General features: G+C 37.4%; 23 protein-coding genes and 1 riboswitch. Of the genes, 19 read left to right on the top strand and 4 right to left on the bottom strand.

Annotation, left to right across the window (positions count from 1 at the left end):
- Positions 1-115 precede the first annotated feature (115 nt).
- Positions 116-706, bottom strand: coding sequence for an ECF transporter S component (locus DL897_RS11690; protein ID WP_113659332.1), 591 nt, complete (start codon positions 704-706; stop codon positions 116-118).
- 285 nt (positions 707-991) lie between these two features.
- A riboswitch (FMN riboswitch) is annotated at positions 992-1,127 on the bottom strand.
- A 170-nt stretch (positions 1,128-1,297) separates the two neighbouring features.
- Here DL897_RS11690 and DL897_RS11685 point away from each other — a divergent pair.
- The gene (locus DL897_RS11685; RefSeq protein WP_113659331.1) at positions 1,298-1,609 is read left to right on the top strand and encodes a cytochrome C oxidase subunit IV family protein; all 312 of its coding nucleotides are present in this window, start codon (positions 1,298-1,300) and stop codon (positions 1,607-1,609) included.
- Positions 1,610-1,655: 46 nt separating this feature from the next.
- On the opposite strand, the gene DL897_RS11680 is transcribed toward DL897_RS11685, so the two are convergent.
- Positions 1,656-2,576, bottom strand: coding sequence for a ketopantoate reductase family protein (locus DL897_RS11680; protein ID WP_113659330.1), 921 nt, complete (start codon positions 2,574-2,576; stop codon positions 1,656-1,658).
- 288 nt (positions 2,577-2,864) lie between these two features.
- Here DL897_RS11680 and DL897_RS11675 point away from each other — a divergent pair, with 288 nt between their 5' ends.
- The 3 genes from DL897_RS11675 to DL897_RS11665 all read left to right on the top strand — a co-directional run bounded on the left by DL897_RS11675 (position 2,865) and on the right by DL897_RS11665 (position 8,441).
- Complete coding sequence (locus DL897_RS11675; protein ID WP_113659329.1) at positions 2,865-3,545, top strand: winged helix-turn-helix domain-containing protein; 681 nt, start codon at positions 2,865-2,867, stop codon at positions 3,543-3,545.
- 294 nt (positions 3,546-3,839) lie between these two features.
- Positions 3,840-6,932: an efflux RND transporter permease subunit gene (locus DL897_RS11670; RefSeq protein ID WP_113659328.1), complete on the top strand. Its 3,093-nt coding sequence runs from the start codon at positions 3,840-3,842 to the stop codon at positions 6,930-6,932.
- A gap of 423 nt (positions 6,933-7,355) precedes the next feature.
- Entirely contained in the window at positions 7,356-8,441 is a 1,086-nt protein-coding gene (locus DL897_RS11665) for a hypothetical protein (protein WP_113659327.1), read from the top strand.
- Between the two features lie 69 nt (positions 8,442-8,510).
- On the opposite strand, the gene DL897_RS11660 is transcribed toward DL897_RS11665, so the two are convergent.
- Positions 8,511-9,041 (bottom strand): GrpB family protein, encoded by a 531-nt coding sequence (locus DL897_RS11660; RefSeq protein ID WP_113659326.1) that lies wholly within the window; start codon positions 9,039-9,041, stop codon positions 8,511-8,513.
- 232 nt (positions 9,042-9,273) lie between these two features.
- On the opposite strand from DL897_RS11660, the gene DL897_RS11655 reads away from it, so the two are divergent.
- The 11 genes from DL897_RS11655 to DL897_RS11605 all read left to right on the top strand — a co-directional run bounded on the left by DL897_RS11655 (position 9,274) and on the right by DL897_RS11605 (position 19,445).
- On the top strand, positions 9,274-9,636 hold the full coding sequence (locus DL897_RS11655) for a response regulator (protein ID WP_420824135.1): 363 nt from the start codon (positions 9,274-9,276) through the stop codon (positions 9,634-9,636).
- 180 nt (positions 9,637-9,816) lie between these two features.
- Entirely contained in the window at positions 9,817-10,194 is a 378-nt protein-coding gene (gene kal, locus DL897_RS11650; RefSeq protein ID WP_206186520.1) for a 3-aminobutyryl-CoA ammonia lyase, read from the top strand.
- A gap of 18 nt (positions 10,195-10,212) precedes the next feature.
- The gene (gene kce / locus DL897_RS11645) at positions 10,213-11,025 is read left to right on the top strand and encodes a 3-keto-5-aminohexanoate cleavage enzyme (protein ID WP_113659324.1); all 813 of its coding nucleotides are present in this window, start codon (positions 10,213-10,215) and stop codon (positions 11,023-11,025) included.
- A gap of 232 nt (positions 11,026-11,257) precedes the next feature.
- The gene (gene fba, locus DL897_RS11640) at positions 11,258-12,112 is read left to right on the top strand and encodes a class II fructose-1,6-bisphosphate aldolase (protein ID WP_113659323.1); all 855 of its coding nucleotides are present in this window, start codon (positions 11,258-11,260) and stop codon (positions 12,110-12,112) included.
- A gap of 480 nt (positions 12,113-12,592) precedes the next feature.
- Positions 12,593-13,237, top strand: a complete 645-nt coding sequence (gene fsa, locus DL897_RS11635; protein WP_113659322.1) for a fructose-6-phosphate aldolase — start codon at positions 12,593-12,595, stop codon at positions 13,235-13,237.
- Positions 13,238-13,319: 82 nt separating this feature from the next.
- Positions 13,320-14,558 carry a UDP-N-acetylglucosamine 1-carboxyvinyltransferase gene (gene murA, locus DL897_RS11630; RefSeq protein ID WP_113659321.1) on the top strand — a complete coding sequence of 413 codons (1,239 nt, stop codon included), beginning with the start codon at positions 13,320-13,322 and terminating at the stop codon, positions 14,556-14,558.
- A 90-nt stretch (positions 14,559-14,648) separates the two neighbouring features.
- Positions 14,649-15,614 (top strand): class II fructose-bisphosphatase, encoded by a 966-nt coding sequence (glpX, locus tag DL897_RS11625; RefSeq protein ID WP_113659320.1) that lies wholly within the window; start codon positions 14,649-14,651, stop codon positions 15,612-15,614.
- Between the two features lie 26 nt (positions 15,615-15,640).
- Positions 15,641-16,921, top strand: a complete 1,281-nt coding sequence (gene rho / locus DL897_RS11620) for a transcription termination factor Rho (RefSeq protein WP_240627420.1) — start codon at positions 15,641-15,643, stop codon at positions 16,919-16,921.
- 84 nt (positions 16,922-17,005) lie between these two features.
- Positions 17,006-18,025 (top strand): M23 family metallopeptidase, encoded by a 1,020-nt coding sequence (locus DL897_RS11615; RefSeq protein ID WP_113659319.1) that lies wholly within the window; start codon positions 17,006-17,008, stop codon positions 18,023-18,025.
- 168 nt (positions 18,026-18,193) lie between these two features.
- Positions 18,194-18,394 carry a 50S ribosomal protein L31 gene (gene rpmE, locus DL897_RS11610; RefSeq protein WP_113659318.1) on the top strand — a complete coding sequence of 67 codons (201 nt, stop codon included), beginning with the start codon at positions 18,194-18,196 and terminating at the stop codon, positions 18,392-18,394.
- Between the two features lie 460 nt (positions 18,395-18,854).
- Positions 18,855-19,445: a thymidine kinase gene (locus tag DL897_RS11605; RefSeq protein ID WP_240627406.1), complete on the top strand. Its 591-nt coding sequence runs from the start codon at positions 18,855-18,857 to the stop codon at positions 19,443-19,445.
- A 37-nt stretch (positions 19,446-19,482) separates the two neighbouring features.
- Here the strand turns inward: DL897_RS11605 and DL897_RS11600 are convergent, their stop codons facing one another.
- The gene (locus tag DL897_RS11600) at positions 19,483-20,523 is read right to left on the bottom strand and encodes a CPBP family intramembrane glutamic endopeptidase (protein ID WP_113659317.1); all 1,041 of its coding nucleotides are present in this window, start codon (positions 20,521-20,523) and stop codon (positions 19,483-19,485) included.
- Between the two features lie 257 nt (positions 20,524-20,780).
- On the opposite strand from DL897_RS11600, the gene prfA reads away from it, so the two are divergent.
- The 4 genes from prfA (at position 20,781) to DL897_RS11580 (ending at position 24,625) form a co-directional block, all read left to right on the top strand.
- Positions 20,781-21,851: a peptide chain release factor 1 gene (gene prfA / locus DL897_RS11595; protein WP_113659316.1), complete on the top strand. Its 1,071-nt coding sequence runs from the start codon at positions 20,781-20,783 to the stop codon at positions 21,849-21,851.
- Positions 21,852-22,222: 371 nt separating this feature from the next.
- The gene (prmC, locus tag DL897_RS11590) at positions 22,223-23,095 is read left to right on the top strand and encodes a peptide chain release factor N(5)-glutamine methyltransferase (protein ID WP_113659315.1); all 873 of its coding nucleotides are present in this window, start codon (positions 22,223-22,225) and stop codon (positions 23,093-23,095) included.
- A 302-nt stretch (positions 23,096-23,397) separates the two neighbouring features.
- Positions 23,398-24,078, top strand: a complete 681-nt coding sequence (spoIIR, locus tag DL897_RS11585) for a stage II sporulation protein R (RefSeq protein ID WP_113659314.1) — start codon at positions 23,398-23,400, stop codon at positions 24,076-24,078.
- Between the two features lie 79 nt (positions 24,079-24,157).
- The gene (locus DL897_RS11580) at positions 24,158-24,625 is read left to right on the top strand and encodes a GNAT family N-acetyltransferase (protein WP_113659313.1); all 468 of its coding nucleotides are present in this window, start codon (positions 24,158-24,160) and stop codon (positions 24,623-24,625) included.
- Positions 24,626-24,782: the final 157 nt, after the last annotated feature.

The following is a 24,782-nucleotide window of genomic DNA, read 5'->3' as shown; positions in this document are numbered from 1 at the left end:
CGTAAATGAAATGCATAAAAAGCCTAGTATCTCAGCTGAAGAGGTACTAGGCTTTTTTATAATTATATAATATAAACTAAAGACTGTATAAAAAAGTCCAGATCAGTTAAACTTCTTAACGAAATGAAAATTGTCGGCTTAAATAAGGACTGATTTTGCGATAGAGAGGAATAAAGATCAGAGCGATTAGGATACCTTTAATGATATTAAATGGTGCAATTCCATATAGAACGATAGCTTGTTTTTCTGGTGAAGCAAGTGTCATATTAATTAAGATACTATAGAGTGGAAAGAGTATAAAATAATTAGCTAAACTCATAAGAATAGTAGTTATAAGTGTAGCAATACTAAGACCTAAGAGTAAGCCTTTTAATCCCTGTACTTTTTTACTAAGAATATAAGTTAGTGTAACAAATACACTGCCAGCTAAGAAATTGGAAAGTTGTCCAACAGGAATTGCTCCGGTTTCACTACCATGAAAGAGGAAATGGAGAAAATTTTTTAAAAACTCGATGATGATTCCAGAAACAGGCCCATATATAAAAGCGCCAATTAATGCTGGAATTTCACTAAAGTCAATTTTTAAAAAAGCGGGTAATCCCGGAATCGGGAATTCAAAGTATTGAACTAAAAATGAACTCCCACCAAGCAATGATAAGAAAATTAAGCGGGTTAATCGATTTTGCTGTTTAGTATGTGGTTGCATCAGAAACACTCCTTTTTATTCTTGTGTTACTGATGACAACTCGTACGAAGGACCCAATAAAAAAGCCCAAAGGAGAATGAATATTCTTCCTTCAGGCTTTGATGGATAGTTGAAATTTACCATTTCGGGAAAAAGCCATACCGAAAATGACCATGATTGTGAAAGCATGATCATGGTATGTAACAAGGGAAAAAAGGGTATACGAATCCCTTGTTAAAGCAAACGGTATCTTTCAGTCCCCAATACTACCTAAATGATTTTATAAGGGTTCATACCGTACGCGAAGTCATCCTTCTCCCATCCAGACTGTTACTGTCGGCTTCGGATTTTCACCGAATCCACCGCTAGAGTAGCGGGTCACGGACTAAGGCAATTTGCCATCACCGCCGGTCGGGAATTTCACCCTGCCCCGAAGGATCATACATAGTGATATTTACTTCTTCTCTTATATTATAAAGTGTAATAAAAAAATGTCAAAGAGAAGTATTTTGGCTTCGAAATTTGAAAGGGGACGACATATTTATAATATTTAGTATATAATATAAATACCGATAATAATAAATAAGGGGAAAACAACTGAGGGGTGATGGAATGAAGCCAAGTATCAACCATCGACCTGCACAAATGAAAAAAGAGAGAGAAAGAAGTAAGGTAACCAAATATATGATCTCTTTTTTCCTAATGATCGCCTTTACTGCTTTATCTTTTTATCTAGTTGCTGTGCCTTTGTTTGATGCGAATACCACATTTTGGGTTATTATGATTGCTGCATTAATACAAGCGATTTTGCAATTATTTGCATTTATGCATTTAGATCAAAAAGGATATGGACCCGTTATTGTGATGATGATTTTTGCAGTTGTCATTGCAGGGGTATCTGCTGTAGGAATTGTACTTATGTGAAAAGATCAAGCTCACCTCTTATAGCAAAGAAGTGAGCTTAATCTTTTTAGGAGTAATTCTGCTTCCTAGTATAAGCCATTAGGGTACTATAAACCGTTTTTAAAATAGGAGTATCAAGATGATTGGGTGCATAGCGTAATAATGTACCATGCAAATGATCCGTTTCGATGGGTAATCCTTTTTCTAAATCACGCTGCATGGAAGATTTAAATGTAGGTGACATAGTTAATACCGTTTTCATCACTTGTTCATAAATATCGGGATCGATGGAAGGTTCCTGTGTTTTAGCGATCTGAATAATTTCAGTAAGCAGTCGTTCAAGAGTTTCTTTGCCATAAGGGGACTCCAAAATAGTTCCTATATTGCTCTTCATCATTGCAGTCATTCCACTCATTGTGCTAATAAAGATATATTTATGCCACATTTTTTTGATGATATGACGACTCAAGGAAGTTTGGAAATTACCGATATTTAGTATTTGATGAATTCTTTCAACCCGCTCAGTAAGCTCACCATTTAATTCACCAAAAACAAGATCGTGTTGAGGACTATAATGTTCGATGTGACCTTGATCGTTTAATGTCGTTTCGATAAAACAAAGACCTCCCAACACATTTTTTGTACTAAAAGATTGTTGTAATTTCTCAAGATGACTTACTCCATTTAACAAAGGAAGAATCACTGTATGATTATCTACATAAGGCCTCAAAGAATGGATGACCTGATCAAGATGGTATGCTTTTACAGATAATAGTATCAGGTCAAAAGATTTTTGTTTCTCACCACTAATCAAAGTTTTTACACGTAGGGTTGTATTTCCATGTGTACTATGAATGACTAGCCCATTTTGTTCAAGTTGTAGCTTTCGATGATCACGAACAAGGAAAGTAACATCTCCCCCTTTTTCAGCTAAACGACCTCCAAAATAGCCACCTACTCCTCCGGCTCCTACCACTAAAATGCGCATCAGTAAACTCCTCTCATTTGATTGACCTTTAGATTTATTTGCAAAATAAATATGTGCTAATAGAATAATTCGCTAGATTTTACCCATCAGGATTAAAAAATGATGTAGAATTATGAAATGCTAGTAGAAGATTAGCGCCTGTATATCTTCTGTATTTATTCTAATATTTATAGTGTATTTATACAATGTTCATTATTTTATGATGAATCCTCTTGTATTCCTATCTATACATATATAATTATTTGACTCCTAGCTTTTAGCGGGGTCAGATAAAAGTAAGGTGAAAAAATGGTTAAAGTATTAGTAGTTGAAGATGACCTCCATATCCAACATTTGATTAAATTTAATTTGGAATTAGAAGGACTAAGTGTATTACAAGCGTTTAGTAGTGAAGAGGCATTGGACAAGATTTATGAACAACCATTTGATTTAGTGCTTTTAAATCATGGTTTAACATATAAGGATGGAAACTCCTTATATGACGAAATTAGGCGGGATTTTTTGCTGCCTATTTTATTCTTAACAAGAAAAAAACCTTATGACAATCAAGTAAATGGTGTTCAATTAAAAGATGATTATTACATCGTAGAGCCCTTTAATCCACTGGAGCTAATCCAAAGAGTAAAGGGCCTACTTCAGCGTTATCATATTGTTTTTTCTGAAACACTAACCATTGGGCAGTTGAAAATATGTAAAAAAGATCAAATGGTTTTTGTAAAAAATCATCTTATACTTTTACCCCATAAGGAGTTTCAAATCTTATTTAAACTCGCTAGTTATCCTGGGAAAACATTTACTCGTATGCAATTAATTAAGCAAATTTGGGGGACGGATTATCAAGGAGATGAAAGAACAATTGATGTTCATATCAAACGTCTTCGAAAACGATTTAAACAATGGTCTGATGAGTTTGTCATTGTAACCGTACGTGGAATGGGATATCGATTGGAAGCTAAAAGATATGAGTGAATAGATTATCCCAAAATGTGCTGAGCTAGTAGCTATAATACAATTGCTTGTATTGTAAAGGTTGCTAACACACCTATTAATGGTTATTAAATTTCACTTTTGCCTAAACGGTGGACTTACATAAAGCCGACTTGACTATATATAGCTATAATCAAGGCTTTTGATTTATACATGCATAATGCATAGTAAATATGTATATTTTTTTAATTTACCTATTTTTTATGTGTTGTTAAGGTACTGTTTAGGTAGAGGTGCTAGATTTAGCATAGAAAAACTGGAGGGGGTTAAACAACCATGTCTCGGCTTACGAATTGGAGTTTAAAAAATGGAACTGCCATCATTATTCTATGTATATTGATTTTGGTGGGTGGCTTTTTTTCGATGACCCAAATTAAGCAAGAGATTATGCCGAATGTCTCTTTTCCATCCTTATGGATACAAATAAATACGCCTGGTCAATCTGCTGAGGATAATGAAAAAGAAATCACCAAGACATTAGAAGATCAGATTTTAGCTTCAAATGAAGCAGAAGAAGTACTAAGTACCACATCCAGTCAAGGAGTATCACTTGAGGTAAAATATCCTTATGGAACGGACTTAGATAAGGCGAAAAATAAACTTGAATCTATCATCAATGGATTAAAACTACCTGAACAATCCGAAAGTATGGTTTCTGGTAGTGAATCTGCCAATAATTTGGTATCCTATTTTGCTCTAACATCTAAAAACTATGACCAATTACAAAAGAAAGTAGAAGATAAGATTTTACCAGAAATCAAAAAGGTGAATGGCGTAGCCAAAGTTGATATTTCGGGATTAAAAGAAAGAAAATGGATAATTGAGCTGAATGAGTCAAAAGCAAAATCCAAAGGAATTAGTACACAAGATATCAAACAAGCGTTAAATAACAAAAATATCAATTCAACAGTGGGTATTGTAGAAAATAAAGGAAAGACCATTCCGATTGATATTAATGAAAGTATTAAGAACGTTAATGACTTAAAAAAGGTAACTGTGATGAGTAGTCAAACTTCTGCTATGTCTGATCCAAAAGCTTTAGCTCCGGTTAAATTAGGAGATATTGCTACCATCAAGCAAAGCAATGAAGCAGAAGAAATCTCTCGTATTAACGGGGAGCATTCACTGGTAATCATAGTAAACAAAGAGACCAAAGCAAATACAGTTCAGGTTGCCAAGTCAGTAGAAAAAGTTATTAATAAGTATAAAACACAAGATAAGTTCAATGTTTTTACACTTGCTAATTTAGGTAAAGAGATTGAAACATCGATTTCTAAACTAGTGAAAGAAGGATTGTTTGGTGCTTTATTTACAGTAGTAGTTATTGCGATTTTCTTACGTAGTTTCCGTGCTACTATGATCTCTATTATTTCCTTACCTATTTCTATTTTTGTGACCATTTTCCTACTAGATAAAATGGGTTATACGCTCAATGTGATGTCACTAGGTGGATTAGCTGTGGCTATTGGACGGATCGTAGATGATAGTATTGTTGTCATTGAAAATATATACCGCTGGATTCAAGAAAAAGGAGATCGCTTAAGCCGAAAAGAGATCACTATCCGAGCAACCAAAGAAGTAATGACTGCTGTTGCATCTTCGACCTTTGTTACTTGTGTTGTATTCCTGCCAATTGCTTTTATAGGTGGTTTTGTAGGGGAATTGTTCCGTCCTTTCTCCTTTGCAGTAGCATTCTCGATTCTTGCTTCGTTACTCGTTGCGATCATGCTTATTCCTCTGCTTGGTAAAAGATTTTTTACCAAGGTGAAGCATAAAGAAGAAGATGGAAAGCTGGTTCATGGGTATGAGAAGCTGCTACGAGGAGCTTTAAATCGAAAAGGGCTTGTTCTCACCTTATCTGTCATATTGCTAATCGCCTCTTTCTTCTTAGTGCCGATGTTGGGCTTTTCTCTCATGCCAGCAGGGAGTAGCACAAATCTATCAGTAACTTTAAAGTTACCTAAAAAAGCTAGCCTAGAACAAACAGATAAGATCACTCAAAAGATAGAAGATTATTTGAAGAAAAGAAAAGAAGTTGAATATAGCAGTGCAGAAGTAGGGCTACAAAATGAAAAGAGAGTCGACAATGAGGCAAGAATTGTTGTTAAGCTTAAAAAAGGTTATAACGCTGATCAAATGATGGGTTCGTTGCAGAAAGAGGTTTCGAATCTGGTAAAAGCTGAAATGTCAGATTCAACGGTCAAAGTAGAAGAATTTGGACAAGGAAACGCTGCTGAAGGAAATAATGTAGATATTGAAATGTATAGTGAAAATCAATTCGCCTTAGAAAAAGCGGCCAAACTAGTAGAAGAGTTATTAAGTAAAAATGATCAATTGAAGAATGTTAAAAATGAAATGAATGAAGTACAAACCAAATGGACTTTAGAGCTAAATCAAAAAGGCAGAGACATGGGCTTGGACCTTCAACAACTGTCGATGATGATTGCTGAAAGAATTCATCCTGTTGAGATAGTAGATTACAAGATCGGCCAAGAAAAAATGGATTTGACCGTTCGATATAAAGAGAAAATCGATACGAAAGCGAAACTACTCAATACCAAGATTCTAACACCTAGTGGAGAGAAAGCATTAAAAGAAGTTGCAAAAGTAAATGATAATAAAACCCCGATTGCTATTAACCGTCAGGATGGACGTACTTTAGCCACAGTAACTGCGCAAGTAAAAGGCCAAGATGTAAGAGGGGTTACAGAAGCTGTAAAAGCAGATGTATCCAACTTAAAATTACCTGAAGGTGTTCAAGTAAAAACAGGTGGCGGTAGTGAACAGATTGATGAAGAATTTTCGCAAATGGGTATGGCTATGTTGATTGCAGTCGGTTTAGTATTTTTTATCTTAAGTATGACCTTCAATGGGATATTAACCCCGATTGTAATCTTAACTTCCATTTTATTTGTACCTGTTGGATCGTTTAGCTTCTTGCTGATCACGAAGCAATCTTTGTCACTTAGTGCGATGATTGGATTGCTCATGCTAATTGGAATTGTAGTTACCAATGCTGTAGTACTCTTGGATCGAGTAGAAACGAATCGGAAAAACGGGATGGAAATAAACGATGCAATTGTGGAAGCAGGAAAGGTACGCTTACGCCCGATCTTGATGACAGCTGTGGCAACTATCTGTGCCTTAATTCCACTTGCTTTATCAGGAGATGTAGAATCAGTTTCAGCTGCTTTAATATCAAAAGGTCTTGCTATTACAGTGATTGGTGGATTAACCACGTCGACACTTTTAACTTTGATTGTTGTTCCATCTTTGTATCGGGCTTTAGAAAAGTTCCGTAGAAATAAAGAAGAACTCCAACCAAAGAAAAATCATTTACCCAACTTATCGAATGTGGTAGGGAGTTAATTCATTTTAATGAAGATAGCTAAAAAATTCGACTTCCTTTTCCAATTGGTAGAACTCCCCCCCTTTTGGAGCAATTGAGCGAAAAAGGAAGGAAAACCATCTCATAATAGAAACTTGATAGGTGAATGAGATAAAGCTTACCTTAAATTGGGTAGGCTTTATCTCATTATGAAAATACTCCGATTAGGCGGATAAATTTCCGTAGTTTTGTATAGAAAATAATAGAATGAGTAGGAAAATAGGGAGAGATACTTTAACGATAATAAAATTTGTCAAAATAATAAAAATAATAGATTAAATAATCGATTAATGGAGGAAATTTAATCTAGATGGTTGGAAAATGGATGATTTCATTGATTTATGACTTTAATTAATTTATATGAATTATGATAATATAAAAATATAAAAGGCGGTGATAATTTAATGCATAAAAACCGGTTAGAAAAGAGCAAATATTGGATATTTACCAAAAGGTATGTGCCTGTCTTTATTTTATTTTTGACTATTATTTTTGTAGCATATATTGGTTATGATAATCATTCCATTCACAATTCTGTAACTCAAACGCCCGCGTCACAAGAAGAGAAGATGAATCAGTTTGAAAGAGAAATTGATAATGCTAACTTTATTCTTGCAGCGCTAGGAATCACTGTGACAGTAAGTGGATTTGTACTAACATTTTATGGGTATTTTCAAGCTACTAAATTTAAAGAGATTATTAATGAAGTAGGAGATAATCATAATCGCCAAGTTGAGAAGAAGTTTGAGGATTATAAACAAGAGATTGATAAACAGTTTAAAGAGTTAAAGGAGCAATTAAAGCAGGAATTTGATCAAAAAGTTAATAGTGTAATTGCTGGGATTCAAATTTTAACAGGGCCGGTAATTGCAGAATCAAAGGAGTTTCGTTCTTTAGAAAAGCGGCTTAACCAAGCTAAAGAAAGGTGCCCAGATATTTGGGATCGTTATTTTTTAGCCTTATTTAATTGGAATAAGCATCTAAAACATAATCAAACAACTTTACCAACTAGAAAGTATGCTGAATATGCTTTTCGTTATATGGAAGGACATTTAAAGGAACATGCTTATCATAAAGAAGCTTGGCTGATGCTAATGCGTTGGTATAATCGAGAAGATCAAGATGTTCGCGCTGTTGATACATTAAGGCGTTTTCTAGAGCGTGACCCGGCAAATGTCTACCTTGTAGAAAGAGAGGTAACCAACTGGGATATTCAGCATGAAGATATTTTAGAATGGAAAGAAGAGATTATCAAAGAAGCTAAGCAAAAATCAGAAGATCCTCTAAGATATGCTTATCGTATTTTGAATAATGAGGATATGAGGCAAAATAATGAAGCGGTAAAAAAAGCGGTTTTTATTATCTATAAATATTTGACTGATCTTAAAAAAGAGGGAAAAGAAGGATTACAAGATCAAGAATGGTTGGATGATTTTTTTAGTGATTTAGAACTAGATGATGATGACGATATATTTGAAAGTGAAAAATAAGTCAAGAATGGGCAGCAAAATCAGATAGTTGTGAGCTACGACTCTAGTATTAGAGTCGTAGCTATACTTTTATTTCTTAAATTCCCTCTGTTCTGACCAAATTAGCGCTTTTTGCTCTAATTCTCTAATCAAATGACTCTTTCCAGCTACATAACTATCTATATCCTTTGGAAATTGTTTGGCAAGCTGTTTTTTTAATTGACCGTATTGTTCACACTCGACTGGATGATGTCGTAAATAATCACGAAAAGCTAGATGCCGCTTAATTTGTGGACTATCTTCAGCAAAAATATGGACATGATGGCTTCGTCTACTTTTCCCTTTATAAAAAAAGCGGCGACCTGGTATTCCATTTTCACCCATTGCGATGTATCTGAGTTTGGCCATCGCTTCAATAAACTCATCTACTCTTTCGACTTCTCTGACTACCGCTAGAATATCTATAATTGGCTTTGCAGCCAGTTGAGGTACCGATGTACTACCAATATGGTGAATTGCTACTAGTTCAGATTGAAATACTTGACGTAGTTGACTAGCTTCTATTTGGTATAACAAAGGCCATTCAGGTTGATATGGTGTCACAATCACTCTTCTCTTCATAAACCTTCTGCTACCTTGCCTTTTGTTTAAAGTAACAGCTGGACACCTCCTTTTGTTTTTTCTTTTTTATATTTACTTATTATTCTACTATAAAAAAATAGTCCTTAAAGAATAATTGAACCAAAGATTTCCATAGAAATTAATTTTTCTTTCAATGTGCAGGAAAATGGTTCGTATTTACGGAATATACTCATAGCCAAAAAGTTGGGTTCGTACTATGGAGGGAAGGGATTTGTATAAGAAAGTACTCGTTGTTGATGACCAATATGGTATCCGAGTCCTATTGAAAGAAGTTTTTTCCAAAGACAATCTCATTGTATTTCAAGCGGCAAATGGAAAGCAAGCTTTAGAAATTATACGTTTGGAAAGACCTGATTTAATTTTACTTGATATGAAAATGCCCGGGATGGATGGATTAGAATTGCTCCGAAGATTGCGTCGTCTTGATACCAAAATTAAGGTGATCATGATGACAGCCTATGGGGAATTAGATATGGTAGATGAAGCAACCAAGCTTGGGGCAATAGGTCATTTTACAAAGCCCTTCGATATTGATGAGCTCCGGGCTGCTGTTATTCAACAGCTTGTTTCATAATAGTTTTATTCTAGGATGGAATAAGAAATCGATCCACTTCGGGTTTTAAAGTGAATGGTTTGGGTTTAAAGTCAAATTTCCTCTAAGAGTAACAAGAAGCAAATGAGTGAGTTGAAAGTCGAATCGTAGCCATAGGAATTTCTCGTCTCGTATCAACTAATGGAAATAGAGGTGACATCGATGATAGAAACGATGATTCGTATTCGTATGAGCCAGCAAGATGCCCATTATGGTGGGAATTTGGTAGATGGTGCTCGAATCTTGGGATTATTCGGCGATATAGCAACAGAGATATTAATTCGCCACGATGGAGATGAGGGATTATTTGTCGCTTATGATGAAGTTACATTTAAAGCACCTGTATATGCTGGAGATTTTATTGAGGCAGTAGGTCGTTTAAAGAGAGTTGGCAATACATCGCGAAAGATTGTATTTGAAGCATATAAAGTGATTGAAGCTGTCCATGATCCTGACAGGCCTTACCTAGGAAGAGTGCTAAAGGAACCGATTTTGGTAGCTAGTGCTTCAGGAACTTGTGTAGTTCCAAAAAATCGTTAATCGCGGGGAGGAATCACCTTGAATAAATTGATCATTACGGCTGCCTTAGTCGGTGCCGAAGTTAGGAAGGAGGATACTCCCTATTTACCTACTTCACCAGAGGAGATAGGTGTTGCAGCAGCAGAAGCATGTGAAGCAGGTGCCTCAATCGTCCATATTCATGTTCGGGATGCACAAGGGAATCCGACACAGGATCGAGAGATATACCGTTTAGCTATGGAGGAGATTCAAAAGCGTTGTAATGCCATTATTCAAGTATCAACAGGTGGAGCAGTCGGTATGTCTTCTGAAGAGCGCATACAACCGGTCTCTCTTCGTCCAGAAATGGCTACTCTTTCCACCGGAACAGTCAATTTTGGATCAGGTGTGTTTATGAATGGGCCTGATCAGCTGATTACTTTTGCTAAGGAAATGCAAAAATATGGTGTGAAACCAGAATTTGAAATCTTTGATGTGGGTATGATAGCTAATGCCCTATATTTAGTTAAAAAAGGATATGTGACAGGGCATCTTCATTTTGACCTTGTTCTGGGAGTTCCAGGTGCGATTCCTGCTACACCTGAGAATTTGCTCCATCTAGTTAGACAGTTACCAAGTGATGCCACATGGACAGTCGCTGGAATTGGTCGCTATCAGTTACCAATGGCTGTATTGGGTATTGTTTTAGGTGGTCATGTACGAGTTGGTTTAGAAGATAATATCTACTACCGGAAAGGTGAATTAACATCGAATGCAAAACTTGTAGAACGGATTGTGCGTATTTCCCGGGAAATGGATCGAGAAGTTGCTACCCCTGATGAAGCTAGGGCCATTTTACAACTAAGGAAATGATGAAGAGTCTGATTGATAGTGTTATAATGACAAAATGGAAATATAACATGATTGATAAATTAGGAGCAGTCCAATTATAAAAAAATAAAAGGAGGGAGATCTGCTACTTAAGCTGATCTAAGAGTTGTTAATGAGGGATATATATTTTTTAGTGGACTGTTCGGATATGGTTATTGATATAAGCTCTTAGAAATGGTTAGCAAGATTTTTAAGTAGCAGGTCTATATAAACTATGCCACTTGTACCTATGTCAGATTTCTTACCACGTGCTAAAAAAGAAGGATTTGCTGTAGGACAATTTAATATGAATAACCTGGAATTTACACAGGCTATCATTCAGGCAGGGATTGAAGAACGTTCTCCGCTCATTTTTGGTGCTAGTGAAGGTGCAATTCGCTATATGGGATTAAATAATGTGGTTGCTTTAGCTAAAATAGCTGCTGAAGAGTCGGGGCTTCCTGTTGCACTCCACTTAGATCATGGTAGTAGCTATGAAATGGTTATAAAGTGTATTCGTGCAGGGTTCTCTTCCGTCATGTTTGATGGTTCACACTACTCTTTTGAAGAAAACATTCGTTTAACTAAAAAAGTAGTAGAAGCTGCTCATGCTGCAGGAGTTTCTGTCGAGGCTGAATTAGGTACGATCGGTGGAGTAGAAGATGATTTAAATGTAGCAGATGAAGATGCGAAATTAGCAAATCCTGAAGAAGCGATTCGCTTCTGGGAGGAAACGAAAGTAGATGCGATGGCGATTGCTGTTGGTACTGCCCATGGTATGTATAAAGGGGAGCCAAAAATTCGGTTTGATATCATTGAGAAAGTCAGTAAAAATATTGAAGTACCGATCGTTTTACATGGTGGTTCAGGTGTACCTGACGAAGCTATTGTCAAATCAATTTCACTTGGTGTTGGGAAAATCAATGTAAATACCGAAAACCAAGTTGCTTCATCAAAAGTCATTCGTGAACTTTTAGAAGCTAATCCGGATATGATTGACCCACGTAAATATTTGGGTCCTGGCCGTGAAGCCATTAAAGAAGTCGTGAAACAAAAAATGCGCCTCTTTGGAAGCTCAGGTAAGGCTTAATAAATTTTCTTTTATAGTTTTCCTTGCTTCCTAACATTGAATGAGATGTAGAAAGGAGGCGAAAATGCCTCCTTCTTCTTTTTACAGCAAGGGTACTTGTTAAATCATTTAGGAATTGTAACTAAACAAAAGTATGATCAAACATATGAAGGTGAAATGATTTTATCTATAGAACATTATCTGAGGAGGTGTCACACTGTTACTTAAAACATGGGCAATAAATCTGTTAAATTATTGCGATTAGTTAGTCAGGAGATAAGTGGAAAATTTCCATTCTTTTTCATTTTATATTACAAGGTATTATGACCGGATCAAAGCTTTTTCAGACTTAGGATTCGTCACATGTATGTGAACGGATTTGTTTCCCTACTCTGATTAGAATTGGATAGGTTTTTGCAGAATAAAAGTACCGATGGATCAACAGATAAATAAGAAGTCATCAGCTTTTTTCATTGCCTATGTTTGAGTAGTAGTGCAAAAATGAAATTTTTTATTGATACAGCAATCGTTGAAGAGATTCGTGAGGTAAATGAATTAGGACTCCTTGCAGGAGTTACTACCAATCCTAGCTTGATTGCGCAGTCAGGTCGTGTTTTTGAAGATGTCTTACAAGAGATCGTTAGTTTTGTAGATGGACCGGTTAGTGCTGAGGTTATCAGCCGTGAAGCAAAAGGAATGATAGAAGAAGGAGAAAAATTAGCGCAAATCGCTTCGAATATTACTATTAAAGTACCTATGACATTGGAAGGGTTAAAAGCTGTCCATCATTTTGCTAAAAAAGGGATTAAAACAAATGTTACCTTGATTTTCTCAGCAAATCAGGCGTTAATGGCAGCCCGGTCTGGGGCTACTTTTGTGAGTCCATTTATTGGTCGCCTAGATGATATAGGACAAGAAGGAATGCAGTTGATTCGGCAAGTAGCAGAGATCTATGATATCCATAACATTAAAACTGAGATTATAGCAGCAAGTGTTCGTCATCCTGTCCATGTAACAGAAGCAGCATTAAATGGTGCACATATTGCCACAGTACCATATAAAGTACTGAAACAAATTGTAAGGCACCCTCTTACCGACCAAGGAATTGAAAAGTTTGAAGCAGACTGGAAGAAGGTAACTGGGTAGGGTGGCATCTTTACTGGCGGTAGGTATGATGGGTACCTTCCGCCAAATTCATTCACTTGTCGTCTAAAGGAAGAGGTTATATATGGACAAACTGGTGATCAAAGGTGGTCAGACACTCTCTGGAAGCGTTCAGATCAGTGGATCGAAAAATAGTGCTCTTGCCCTAATTCCTGCCATATTACTCTCTGATGCCCCGTGTATTTTGGAAAATGTCCCGCAAATTGGCGATGTCATGACTTATTTGGAATTAATTCAAGAGATGGGTGCTAAGGTGGAATTTACTGGTAATGATTTGATGATTGACCCAAGAGGTGTTCATTCATTATCATTACCGAGTAGAAAATCATTGCCAATCGGGGCTACCTGTTATTTAATGGGTGTGCTTCTCGGACGATTTGGTGAAGCTGTATTAAGAATGCCTAATGGCTATGAAGATGCCTTTTACTCTCTTGATCTTCACTTAAAAGGATTTCTAGCACTTGGAGCGAATTTAACACAAACAGAAGGTCAAATTCACTTATCTTCCTCCCGACTAAGTGGAGCGCGAATTTATTTGGATGAGGCAAGTGTCGGAGCAACCATTAATATCATGTTGGCTGCAGTACTCGCCGAAGGCTTAACAATCATTGAGAATGCTGCGAAAGATCCTGAAGTTATAGATGTGGCTATTCTGTTAAGCTCGATGGGAGCAAAGATTAAAGGAGCTGGAACCGATACTATTCGCATTAAAGGGGTTCGAAATTTAAGTGGTTGTAGGCATACAGTGATTCCCGATCGGGTTGAAGCTGGAACATTTATGATTGCTGCAGCAGCTACTCGCGGAAATGTACAAATCGGGCAAATTATTCCTAAGCATGTTGAGCCCCTTTCCGCTAAACTTAGAGAGATGGGAGTCTTAATCCAAGAAGATGACGAAACGCTTATCGTTTCAGGAAATCATAGATATACTTCTGTGGATGTAAAAACACTTCCTTATCCTGGCTTTCCTACTGATTTACAACCGCTATTTACTGTCCTCTTAACTCAAGCCGAAGGAACCAGCTTGGTATCCGAGCACGTTCATTTATCCCGTTTTTCCCATATTAACCCACTAGTAAAGATGGGAGCGAAAATACGCCTTGAAGGTCGATCAGCGATTATTAATGGACCTACTAAGCTGATGGGTAGTACAGTCTATGGAGAAGATATACATACGACTGCTGCTTTACTAATTGCGGGCTTATTAGCGAACAAGGAAACAACACTGGTTGGGTGGAAACAAATCGAACGTGGATATGAAAGATTAGTCCCCAAATTCCAGTCTCTAGGTGTAAAGATATAAAAAGATAAAGTGTAACATGATTTATTAATATGTTACACTATTTTTGGACTTTATGTCATACTGGTACTTAAAAAAAGGGGATGAACGTGTATGGAAAGAAGTTTAACAATGGAACTTGTTCGAGTAACAGAAGCAGCCGCGATTGCAGCTGGACGTTGGATGGGGTTAGGCAAAAAGAATGAAGCTGATGATGCAGCAACTTCTGCAATGCGTAAAGTGTTTGATACCATTCCTATGCGAGGTACCGTTGTGATCGGTGAAGGAGAGATGGATGAAGCTCCTATGCTATACATTGGTGAGCGTTTAGGGCTTGGTTACTTACCTGAAGTAGATGTTGCTGTAGATCCTCTTGAAGGAACCAATATCGTAGCTAAAGGGCTTTGGAACTCTTTATCTGTCGTGGCTATATCTGATCGAGGTGGCTTATTGCATGCACCTGATATGTATATGGAAAAAATTGCTGTAGGGCCAAAAGCGATCGGACAAGTTGATCTTGATGCATCTGTGGAGGACAATCTAAAGGCTGTGGCTAGGGCAACTGGAAAGGATATAGAAGATATAGTGGCTGTTGTTCTTGATCGTCCAAGGCATGCTAAACTAATTGAAGAGATCCGTAAAGCTGGTGCAAGGATTAAGTTGATTTCGGATGGGGATGTTGCTGCAGCAGTAAATACAGGATTTCCTGATACGGGTGTAGACATTTTATTTGGAATGGGTGGAGCTCCAGAAGGAGTACTTGCTGCTGTCGCTTTGAAATGTCTAGGTGGGGAAATCCAAGGTCGCCTAGTACCTGAAGACGAAGCTCAGTATGAACGATGTATAAAAATGGGACTACTAGATCCGAAAAAAGTATTGCGTATGGAAGATATGGTAAGTGGAGAAGATGCTATTTTTGCAGCTACAGGTGTTACTGATGGAGAATTATTAAAAGGGGTTCGCTATAAGGGGAACATTGTTACAACCGATTCTCTAGTTATGCGCGCGAAAACAGGAACAGTTCGCTTTATAGAAGGAACCCATCGCCTAGAGAAAAAGCCGAATTTGGTTATGAAATAATCTAGAAGAATTGCGTGGTGACAGCAATCGTGGAAGAATTATCACTTAGCGACTTGGAAGGTCGCCGTTTAACGGATTTATATAAATTGGCTAAGGAATACCAAATTCCATATTATAGCCAAATGAAAAAGAAGGAATTAATTTTTGCTATTTTAAAAGCAAAAGCTGAGAGAGATGGTTTAATGTTCATGGAAGGGGTTTTAGATGTCCTTCCTGAAGGATATGGCTTTTTACGTCCGATTAACTTTCTACCATCTTCAGAGGATATCTACATTTCGGCATCCCAGATTCGCCGGTTCGACCTTCGCTCCGGTGATCTGGTTTCTGGAAAAGTACGTGCTCCTAAGGAAAATGAACGCTTTTTTGGTTTGCTCCATGTTGAAGCTGTAAACGGGGCAGATCCTGAGGTTGCGGCAGAAAGACTTCATTTTCCAGCATTAACTCCATTGTATCCACAGGAACGATTACGTTTAGAAACTAGCTCTGAAAAAATCTCTACCCGTGTTATGGACATTGTTTCACCTGTTGGATTAGGACAAAGAGGTCTGATTGTAGCTCAGCCTAAAGCAGGTAAAACGATGTTATTAAAAGAGATAGCTAATAGCATTGCTACGAATCATCCAGAGATTGAACTATTTGTACTACTGATCGATGAGCGTCCTGAAGAAGTAACAGATATGCAGCGCTCTGTAAAAGCAGAAGTTGTCAGTTCTACATTTGATGAATTACCTGAAAATCATATCAAGGTGGCTGAATTAGTATTAGAACGAGCACAGCGCTTAGTGGAACATAAACGTCATGTGGTCATCTTGCTTGACAGTATTACTCGTTTAGCTCGAGCTTACAATTTGGTTATTCCCCCTAGTGGCCGAACATTGTCTGGAGGAATTGACCCGGCGGCTTTTCATCGTCCAAAGCGTTTTTTTGGAGCGGCACGCAATGTTGAAGAAGGTGGTAGTCTAACCATTTTGGCTACAGCGCTCGTTGATACAGGATCTCGTATGGATGATGTTATTTATGAAGAGTTTAAAGGCACAGGCAATTTGGAGTTACATTTGGATCGAAAACTTGCAGAGCGACGTATCTTCCCAGCGATTGATATTTTACGTTCAGGTACTCGGCGGGAAGAACTGATACTTAGTAAGGAAGAGTTAGAGAAGGCGTGGTTACTTAGAAAATCCCTCTCGGATAATAATGAGTATGTAGAGGCTTTTCTGAAAAAGTTAAAAAATAGTAAGACAAATGAAGAATTTTTGGCTACACTGGAACTTCCCCGCTCTCCTCTAAAAACTACTTCAGCTTCATAATAAAATTTTGGTATATCTAACTTATTTACCTCATATAGTTAGAATGGGGTCGACCCAAACTATCATCTGATATGAGGTGTTGGAATGTCCCACAAAAAGCTTATAGCTTCTTCTTTGACTATTTGTTCCGCTTCAGCAACTTGGGCGATGGGTACAACAAATTCCCCATTAGTGTTGGCAGAAGACCTACAGAATTCCAAAGTCGATTTAAGAAAAGAGTTAATCGCCCAAGAAGCATTGGTTCAGTATTTAAGTCCCATTACAGCTGTAGCTGATGGTAATTTGGCAGCAAAGATAGAAACCAAACCACTTACTTATGAAGTAAAGGCTGGCGATACGCTTTTTCAGATTGGTCAATTTTTTGGAATGGACTATCATGTACTCGCCAAGTATAATCGGCTAAAAGACCCGTATCAACTAAGAGTAGGTCAAAAATTGAATATTCCTATTCTAAAGAAATGGATTCGTGTCAAAATGGGAGAGACCATTGAATCACTCGCGGAAAAATATAAAACATCAGATCAACTAATCAAGCACCTCAATCCAGAATTAAAACAGTCAAATTTAATCTTTGTTGGACAATTGATCGCTGTTCCGCAATCACTGGATATTTTTAAGACTCATCAGTTAAGCGATGAAACAGAAGATAGGCATAAAGCCAAAGTTCTCCCAATTCGACAGCAAAATGATGAAGCTGTTATGAATTTGCAAGTGTCAGAGAGAAAGGAATCTTATGTATTTAGGTGGCCTGTCGTAGGAACATTAACTAGCAAGTATGGTTGGCGTAATGGTAGACCTCATAAAGGTATAGACATTTGGCATGCCGCGCGATCCCATACACCTATTCACTCTGCCCTTCATGGTGTAGTCACACGTGCTGGGTATTCGAGTAGTTATGGTAACCTTGTGGTTATCGATCATGGAAATGGCTGGGTTACTTACTACGCGCACTTAAGTCGTATACTTGTTAGCAAAGGTCAAAAAGTTACCACAGGTCAAATATTGGGTATGATGGGGAAAACAGGAGATGCTACCGGTTATCATTTACACTTTGAAATAAGAAAGAATGGTCAGGCGATCAATCCGTTATCTTTATTGAACTAATGGACTCATTTTATTCTATTATTTCTTATACAAGAAAATTTTTGTATCAGTGTAATATAGAGAAGCCTATCTCTTTACCTTGCGATCTGTTCCGACTTCATGATATAATACACCAGTGGTTTTTAACGGCGATTGAAAAACAATCGTGAGTGAAAGAGGTGAGTATAGATGAAAACAGCTATCCATCCAAACTATAAATTAACAACCGTTACCTGTGCATGTGGCAATACATTTGAAACTGGATCCACAGTAGAAAATCTACGTGTTGATGTATGTTCTGCATGCCATCCATTCTTTACCGGAAAGCAAAAAATGGTTAACGCTGGTGGACGCGTTGATCGTTTTAAAAAGAAATACAATATCAAGTAATAATAGCAAGCACTTAGTGCTTGCTTATTTTTTGCAGTCATTAGGAGAGAAACATAATATATTTCCAAATCCCTTTTTATCATTTTGTGCTAAAATGTGGTTCGATAGACTTTTGATTGAGTAAGATGTGGGAGGTGCAAACTGCTACTTGATCTAAAGCAAAGTGAAGGTTGCATAGAATGTTTCATTTTTCTGTAGGGTCATTTTAATTTGACTTTTGTATTTATTTATTATTTAAAGGGTTTATTTTATAAATGAGAATATGTTGCATCATTTGATCAAAATAGCGTAGTCAGATCTAGTTAGAGCGAATTTTTTGTGTAGGTACGGCTTTTCCCACAAGATATTTAAAAACGGTATCAACCAATTAGGTTAAAATGTTCCAAACATAATCAATAACTATTTTATGCAAGAACCTCATAAAATCATAAGCACATGTTTTTCAAGTAGCAGGACGTCGATGTCATATAATACCTTTTTGATGCAAAAAGAGGGGTGGATTGAAGTTATTTGTGGCGGTATGTTTTCGGGAAAGAGCGAAGAACTAATCCGCCGCATTCGACGAGCCCGTATTGCCAAATTGGAAGTTCAAGCTTTTAAACCTGTGATTGATGATCGATATCATCGTGAAGCTATTGCTTCTCATAATGGACTCATCGCTGAAGCGAAGACGATTCATACAGCCGCAGAGATTTTGGCGAATGTTTCCCCAAAAACGGATGTGATTGCCATCGATGAAGTCCAGTTTTTTGATGAGGAGATTCTCGATGTTTGTCAGGAGCTAGCAAATCAGGGGAAACGAGTCATATGCGCAGGATTGGATCAGGATTTTCGGGGAAAACCATTTGGTCCGACTCCTTTAATGTTAGCAGTTGCCGAGCACATTACTAAACTTCAAGCCATCTGTATGAAATGTGGAGGTCCAGCCAGTCGTACACAGCGTTTGATTGATGGTCGACCTGCGAGTGAAGAAGATCCAATCATCCAAGTAGGAGCCAAAGAACAGTATGAAGCACGCTGTCGTCACTGTCATGAAGTACTTAAGAAGTAAAAACCCCACTGGTAGCTCTTGTGGGGTTTTTACTTCTTCAAAGATTGAGAGTAGGCAAGACAACGAGTGACATATTATAAGTAGCATGGACAATCATGGTAAACGTGGTGTTAAAGCGCTGTCTTAAAAAGCCGAGAACAAACGCAAAAATAAGTACAATGACCGCCGATAGACTGAAACCATAGTTTGCATGGGTAAAAGTAAATAAAATAGCGGTCAGTATGATTCCGAAGCGAGGTTGCATAGCTCCTCTAAAGATGGTTTCCTCTCCTAATGCTGCAGCAACCCCAAGTGTAATAACACCAAAAGTTGATGTGAATAATGAACCGAGCCATTTTTCTGTAAGCTTGTTTACATCAGGATCTCCTGTAAATCCTAGTTGAACTGCTATAAGCTCGAGGAGCTGTGCTATATAGGAAAAAACAACCCCGAAAATGATTCCAAGCAAGATTAGTTTCCAAGTTGGTTTTACGATACCAAGTCGGGCTAAGGCTTCCTTACCATTTCGATGTGTTAACCATCCGACTCCAATGAACCCAAGTAAAACAAGTAAAAGATCTTGTGACCATATCGTAGCTAAAGTATCATTTAGACTCTGAGATTGTTCTGTCTCACTTAGAATGTCCAAACCGATTCCGAGTGTAGTAAAGAGTTGGATAAATACTAGCAGGCTAAGGGATAAGGATATTGCATGGACACGCCTGGTTGGATCGATTGGAATAAGATGGGCGATTCCTCTACGAACAGCAGGAATTAAAACGATAATCGCGATAAGGGATGGGATCCAAAGGCCAAGCCCGATGATTTTAAGAGATTTCTGATCAAGGGGCGAAAGGGGTAAAAGTCCTTCTAAGCCATTGGTTGGAATTGTGCTCAGTAAGTGATTGGCAAGGCCAATTAAGATAAATAAACCAAATACAATAATTAAACATACATATAAAACAACTGCAAGACTTTGTCCTTTTTGTGGTTCGCTTTCCGTACGTCTTTTTTCTGAGAAGTTCATCAGATAAAACAACACAATAATGGGTCCGAATGTAAATAGATTGCTCAATATAGGAGCTGTAATATTTGACATCTTGAAATCCCCTTACTTGTTTAGATACTTGAATATTATATCATATGTTCTTTTATGACTTAGATTTTCTTCTACAGTTTACATATGATATGATACAATCAGTTCACAATCAAAAAAATGACAGGGATACTGATCATGATAAAGGAAATTTGACTGCTCAAGAGTTAATCTTAACGACTTGCAGTTTTGATAAAATGGTTTATTTATAAGTAGATACAATAAAAATATCAATAGCGATATACGGGGAGTGAAGAACAATGCTGGATCGTTTGGAAGTTATCCATCGCCGCTATGAAGAGTTAAGTCAATTATTATGTGATCCAGAAGTGATAAATGATCCTAAAAAGTTAACAGCCTATTCAAAGGAGCAAGCAAGCTTAGAAGAACAGAATCAAGCGTATCTTGAATATAAACAGGTTGTAGAACAGTTACAAGAAGCAAAAATGATGTTAGAAGAAAAGTTAGATGATGAAATGCGTGAGTTAGTTAAATCTGAAATTGAAGAATTAACCCCTCGCAAAAAAGAACTGGAAGAGAAGATTCGTATTTTATTATTACCCAAAGACCCCAATGATGAGAAAAACGTCATTGTGGAAATACGTGGCGCAGCTGGTGGAGATGAAGCCGCTTTATTTGCGTCTGATTTATATCGGATGTATACGCGCTATGCAGAGCGACAAGGCTGGAAAGTAGAGCTTTTAGAAGCCAATGCGACTGGACTAGGAGGTTTTAAAGAGGTTGTTTTTTCGATTCAAGGTCGAGGAGCTTATAGTCAGTTAAAGTATGAAAGTGGAGCTCATCGGGTACAACGTGTACCAACGACCGAATCAGGTGGTCGCATTCATACATCAACTTCCACAGTGGCTGTTTTACCTGAGGCGGAAGAAGTAGAAGTAGAAGTACAAGATAAAGATATTCGAATTGATACATTTTGCTCAAGTGGACCTGGAGGTCAAAGTGTAAATACAACGAAATCAGCAGTACGTATTACACACATTCCAACAGGTATTGTGGTTTCATGTCAGGATGAAAAATCACAAAACAGTAATAAAGATAAAGCGATGCGAGTACTAAGAGCTCGTTTATATGACTTGAAGATGCAGGAAGAAATGTCAAAACTTGCTGATGCTCGTAAAAGTCAGGTAGGTACAGGAGACCGAAGTGAACGAATTCGTACCTATAATTTTCCACAGAGTCGGGTTACAGATCATCGTATAGGGTTAACTCTTCATAAATTGGACTTAGTGTTGGATGGAGATCTAACAGAAATCATCAATGCTTTGATTATGGAAGAACAATCCAAGCTATTAGCCAAAGTAGACTCTTAAGACAGCATATTTCATAGTTCGGTTGAAAACCTAGGTCATATCCGTAGGAAGTCGCGAATCGACTTTTGCGCTATACCTTTGGGCGGAAGTGAGTAGGGAAGCGATGAGCGGTTGATTAAGAAGGTCACCTCTTAAAAGTGAAGATGGATCGGTAAAAATAAAGATAGAAGGGAGGAAAACTGCTACAAAACATAGAATAAGTGTCCCAAGCGAAAATAAAATGGAAGTATCCAACATGATGGTTGTAAGTATGAGTAGGATAAATATTGTAGTAACGTGTATGAGCAAGTAATTGGTACGAGGAGACGAATGAAAACAGGAAACTTAAACGCGCTGACACCTTGAACTATGTTTTTAGTATCAGGATACCTATGGATTCTTCATTAACCATTCGAGCAGCCTTTCAGATGGCTGCCTCTTTTTTGCGAAAGCATGAAGTTGATTCTTCTAACTTTGAAGCAGAATGGATGTTGCGTCGTCTGTTAGGAGTAGATCGAACACGTTTTTTTATGATATGGAATAATCCTATTGGCTCAAATGAATATGAACAATTAATCAAATGGTTAGAACGTCGTGTGCAAAATGAACCTTTACAGTATATATTCGGAGATCAAATGTTTTTTGGTCGTGAATTTAAGGTGACTCCTGCTGTTTTAATCCCAAGACCGGAAACAGAATTATTAGTGGAAACAGTGATAGAGGAAGCCAAAGGGATATGGGGAGAGCTGCCCCTCCATGTAGTCGATATTGGAACGGGAAGTGGTTGTATCGCGATTACTTTGGCTTTAGAGTGTCCCCATTGGCATGTGACGGCGATTGATTTATCACCACAAGCTTTAGAAGTCGCTCATTTTAATGCTCGAAAGCATTCTGTAGATTCAAGGGTACATTTTAAACAAGGAGAATATTTGTTGCCATTGATCCAATCGGCAGCTTCATTGGATATTTTGGTGTCTAACCCACCTTATATTCCATCTGAAGTGGTTCCGACTTTAGAAAAACAAGTAAGTCAGTATGAGCCACACCTTGCCCTTGATGGCGGGGCAGATGGACTTCAACCTTATCGAATATTAACGAATCAAATTGAACAGTTACCAGAAAGACCTCAGCTAATTGCTTTTGAAATTGGCTCAGATCAGGGAACTGAAGTCGCTGAGATGGTAAGACGAGTGGCTAAAGATGTATTAGTAAAACCAGACTTTGCAGGACATGATCGGATTGTAATTGGGAGAATGCCTAAATAACATCTAATCAATATGAAGGGAATTCATCAATCTAAATCAGTAGTGTTGATTAACCAAAAATAAGAAGATCGAAGAGGCAATTTTTGATTAAATCGAACCCTTTTATCCCTATTTACAAAGGATAACGTAACGAAAATTTGCCTTCGGTAAAACACATTTTTTGTAAATCAATACTACTGAGTCTAAATAGGATTCTCTTCCCTCATTTTCAAGAGGATTTTGAATTGTATTTTAAGTGATATGATTAATCCCCCTCTGCTTTGTCCATACTGATGGATAGAAGAGAGAAGGGGGAAGATTCAATGAAAATTCGTACTTATTTTATTATTTTTTTGGTCATAGCTATGGGATTTACTTTTTTAAGTTGGGCTTATGAAGAGGTGTTAGCCGGAACAAAATTATGGGAATCCTCTTCACATAGAAATGAAATTCCTAAAGAAGCGATTCGTTTGCGTATTTTAGCTAATAGTGATGGAGCACAGGATCAATGGATTAAAAGAAAAGTGCGTGATGAAATCATCAAGGAATTGGAAGCTTGGACTAGGCGACCGCAAAATATTGATGCAGCTCGTCAGTTAATTCAAGGTCATTTGCCGATGTTTAAACAAATTGCAGAGCAAACAGTAAGAAAAGCGGGCTTTAATTATCCTGTACACGTTGATTTTGGACAGGTTTCATTTCCGACAAAATTATATGGGAATAAGGTTTACCCCGCAGGGAAATATGAAGCTTTAAGGGTGACACTGGGGGCAGGTGAAGGAGATAATTGGTGGTGTGTATTATTCCCACCATTATGCTTTGTTGATATGGAAAGTGGTGAAGCAATACCAAAAAAAAGGCTCTCTGCCTCTCTTTCTCCACAAGCTGAAGTTTTGGCAGCAGGAGCAGATCAAGAAGTCGATCGACCAAATTCTAAAGAGGTGTTAAAAGTTCGCCTTCTGCTAGTTGATCAGATTGCTACATGGGTTCAAGAGATGTTTTAGATTGTTCTATATGAACAACCTCTTTCATACCGTTAAGTTAGAGTGATTTTAGGACAAGGTCTGAAGGGGGATGGCGGTAATGTTTTTAATTCGACGTGCACAAATATCTGACCTTTATTCAGTAAAACGGCTACTTCAACAAGCCAAATTGAACGATCAAGGCATTGATCAGCACCTTGAACATTTTTTTATTGTGGAACAGACTGATGAAGAAGAGGAGACGGGACTTGTAGTAGGAGCAATCGGCATGGAAGTATACAATCCATATGGTTTGCTTCGTTCCTTTGTTTTAGCTAGAGCTTCATGGAATGGAAAAGTAGGCATTCACCTGATAAAAATTTTATTGGCATATGCAGAAGCATTAAAATTATTTGAAGTCTATTTAGTAGCCGGTGATTCTATTTCATTATTTCAACTAATGGGATTTGAAGTGATAGATTATGAGAATTTGCCAGATGAAATTAGTGATTCAAATCATGTGAAACGTTGTAAGGAGCAAAAAGGTACACCTATGGTTTATAAGTGTTTTACTAAGAGGAAACATTAGATAAAAGATGGATTGTCTTTTTGGAGAGCAAAAGGGAGATGCATATGACGTCTTATTTGAGAGTGCTTTTTTCATATGTATCCAGTTTATGTTATCATACAACAGATGGAAACTAGACAAAAGGGGAATGAAACGTGCAACAGCTCAAGATAACACA

The sequence above is a fragment of the Thermoflavimicrobium daqui genome (assembly GCF_003313465.1).
In the GTDB taxonomy this organism is placed as follows: domain Bacteria; phylum Bacillota; class Bacilli; order Thermoactinomycetales; family Thermoactinomycetaceae; genus Thermoflavimicrobium; species Thermoflavimicrobium daqui.
Note: the sequence above shows the minus strand (reverse complement) of the source record. Positions and strands in the feature narration are given on the sequence as shown.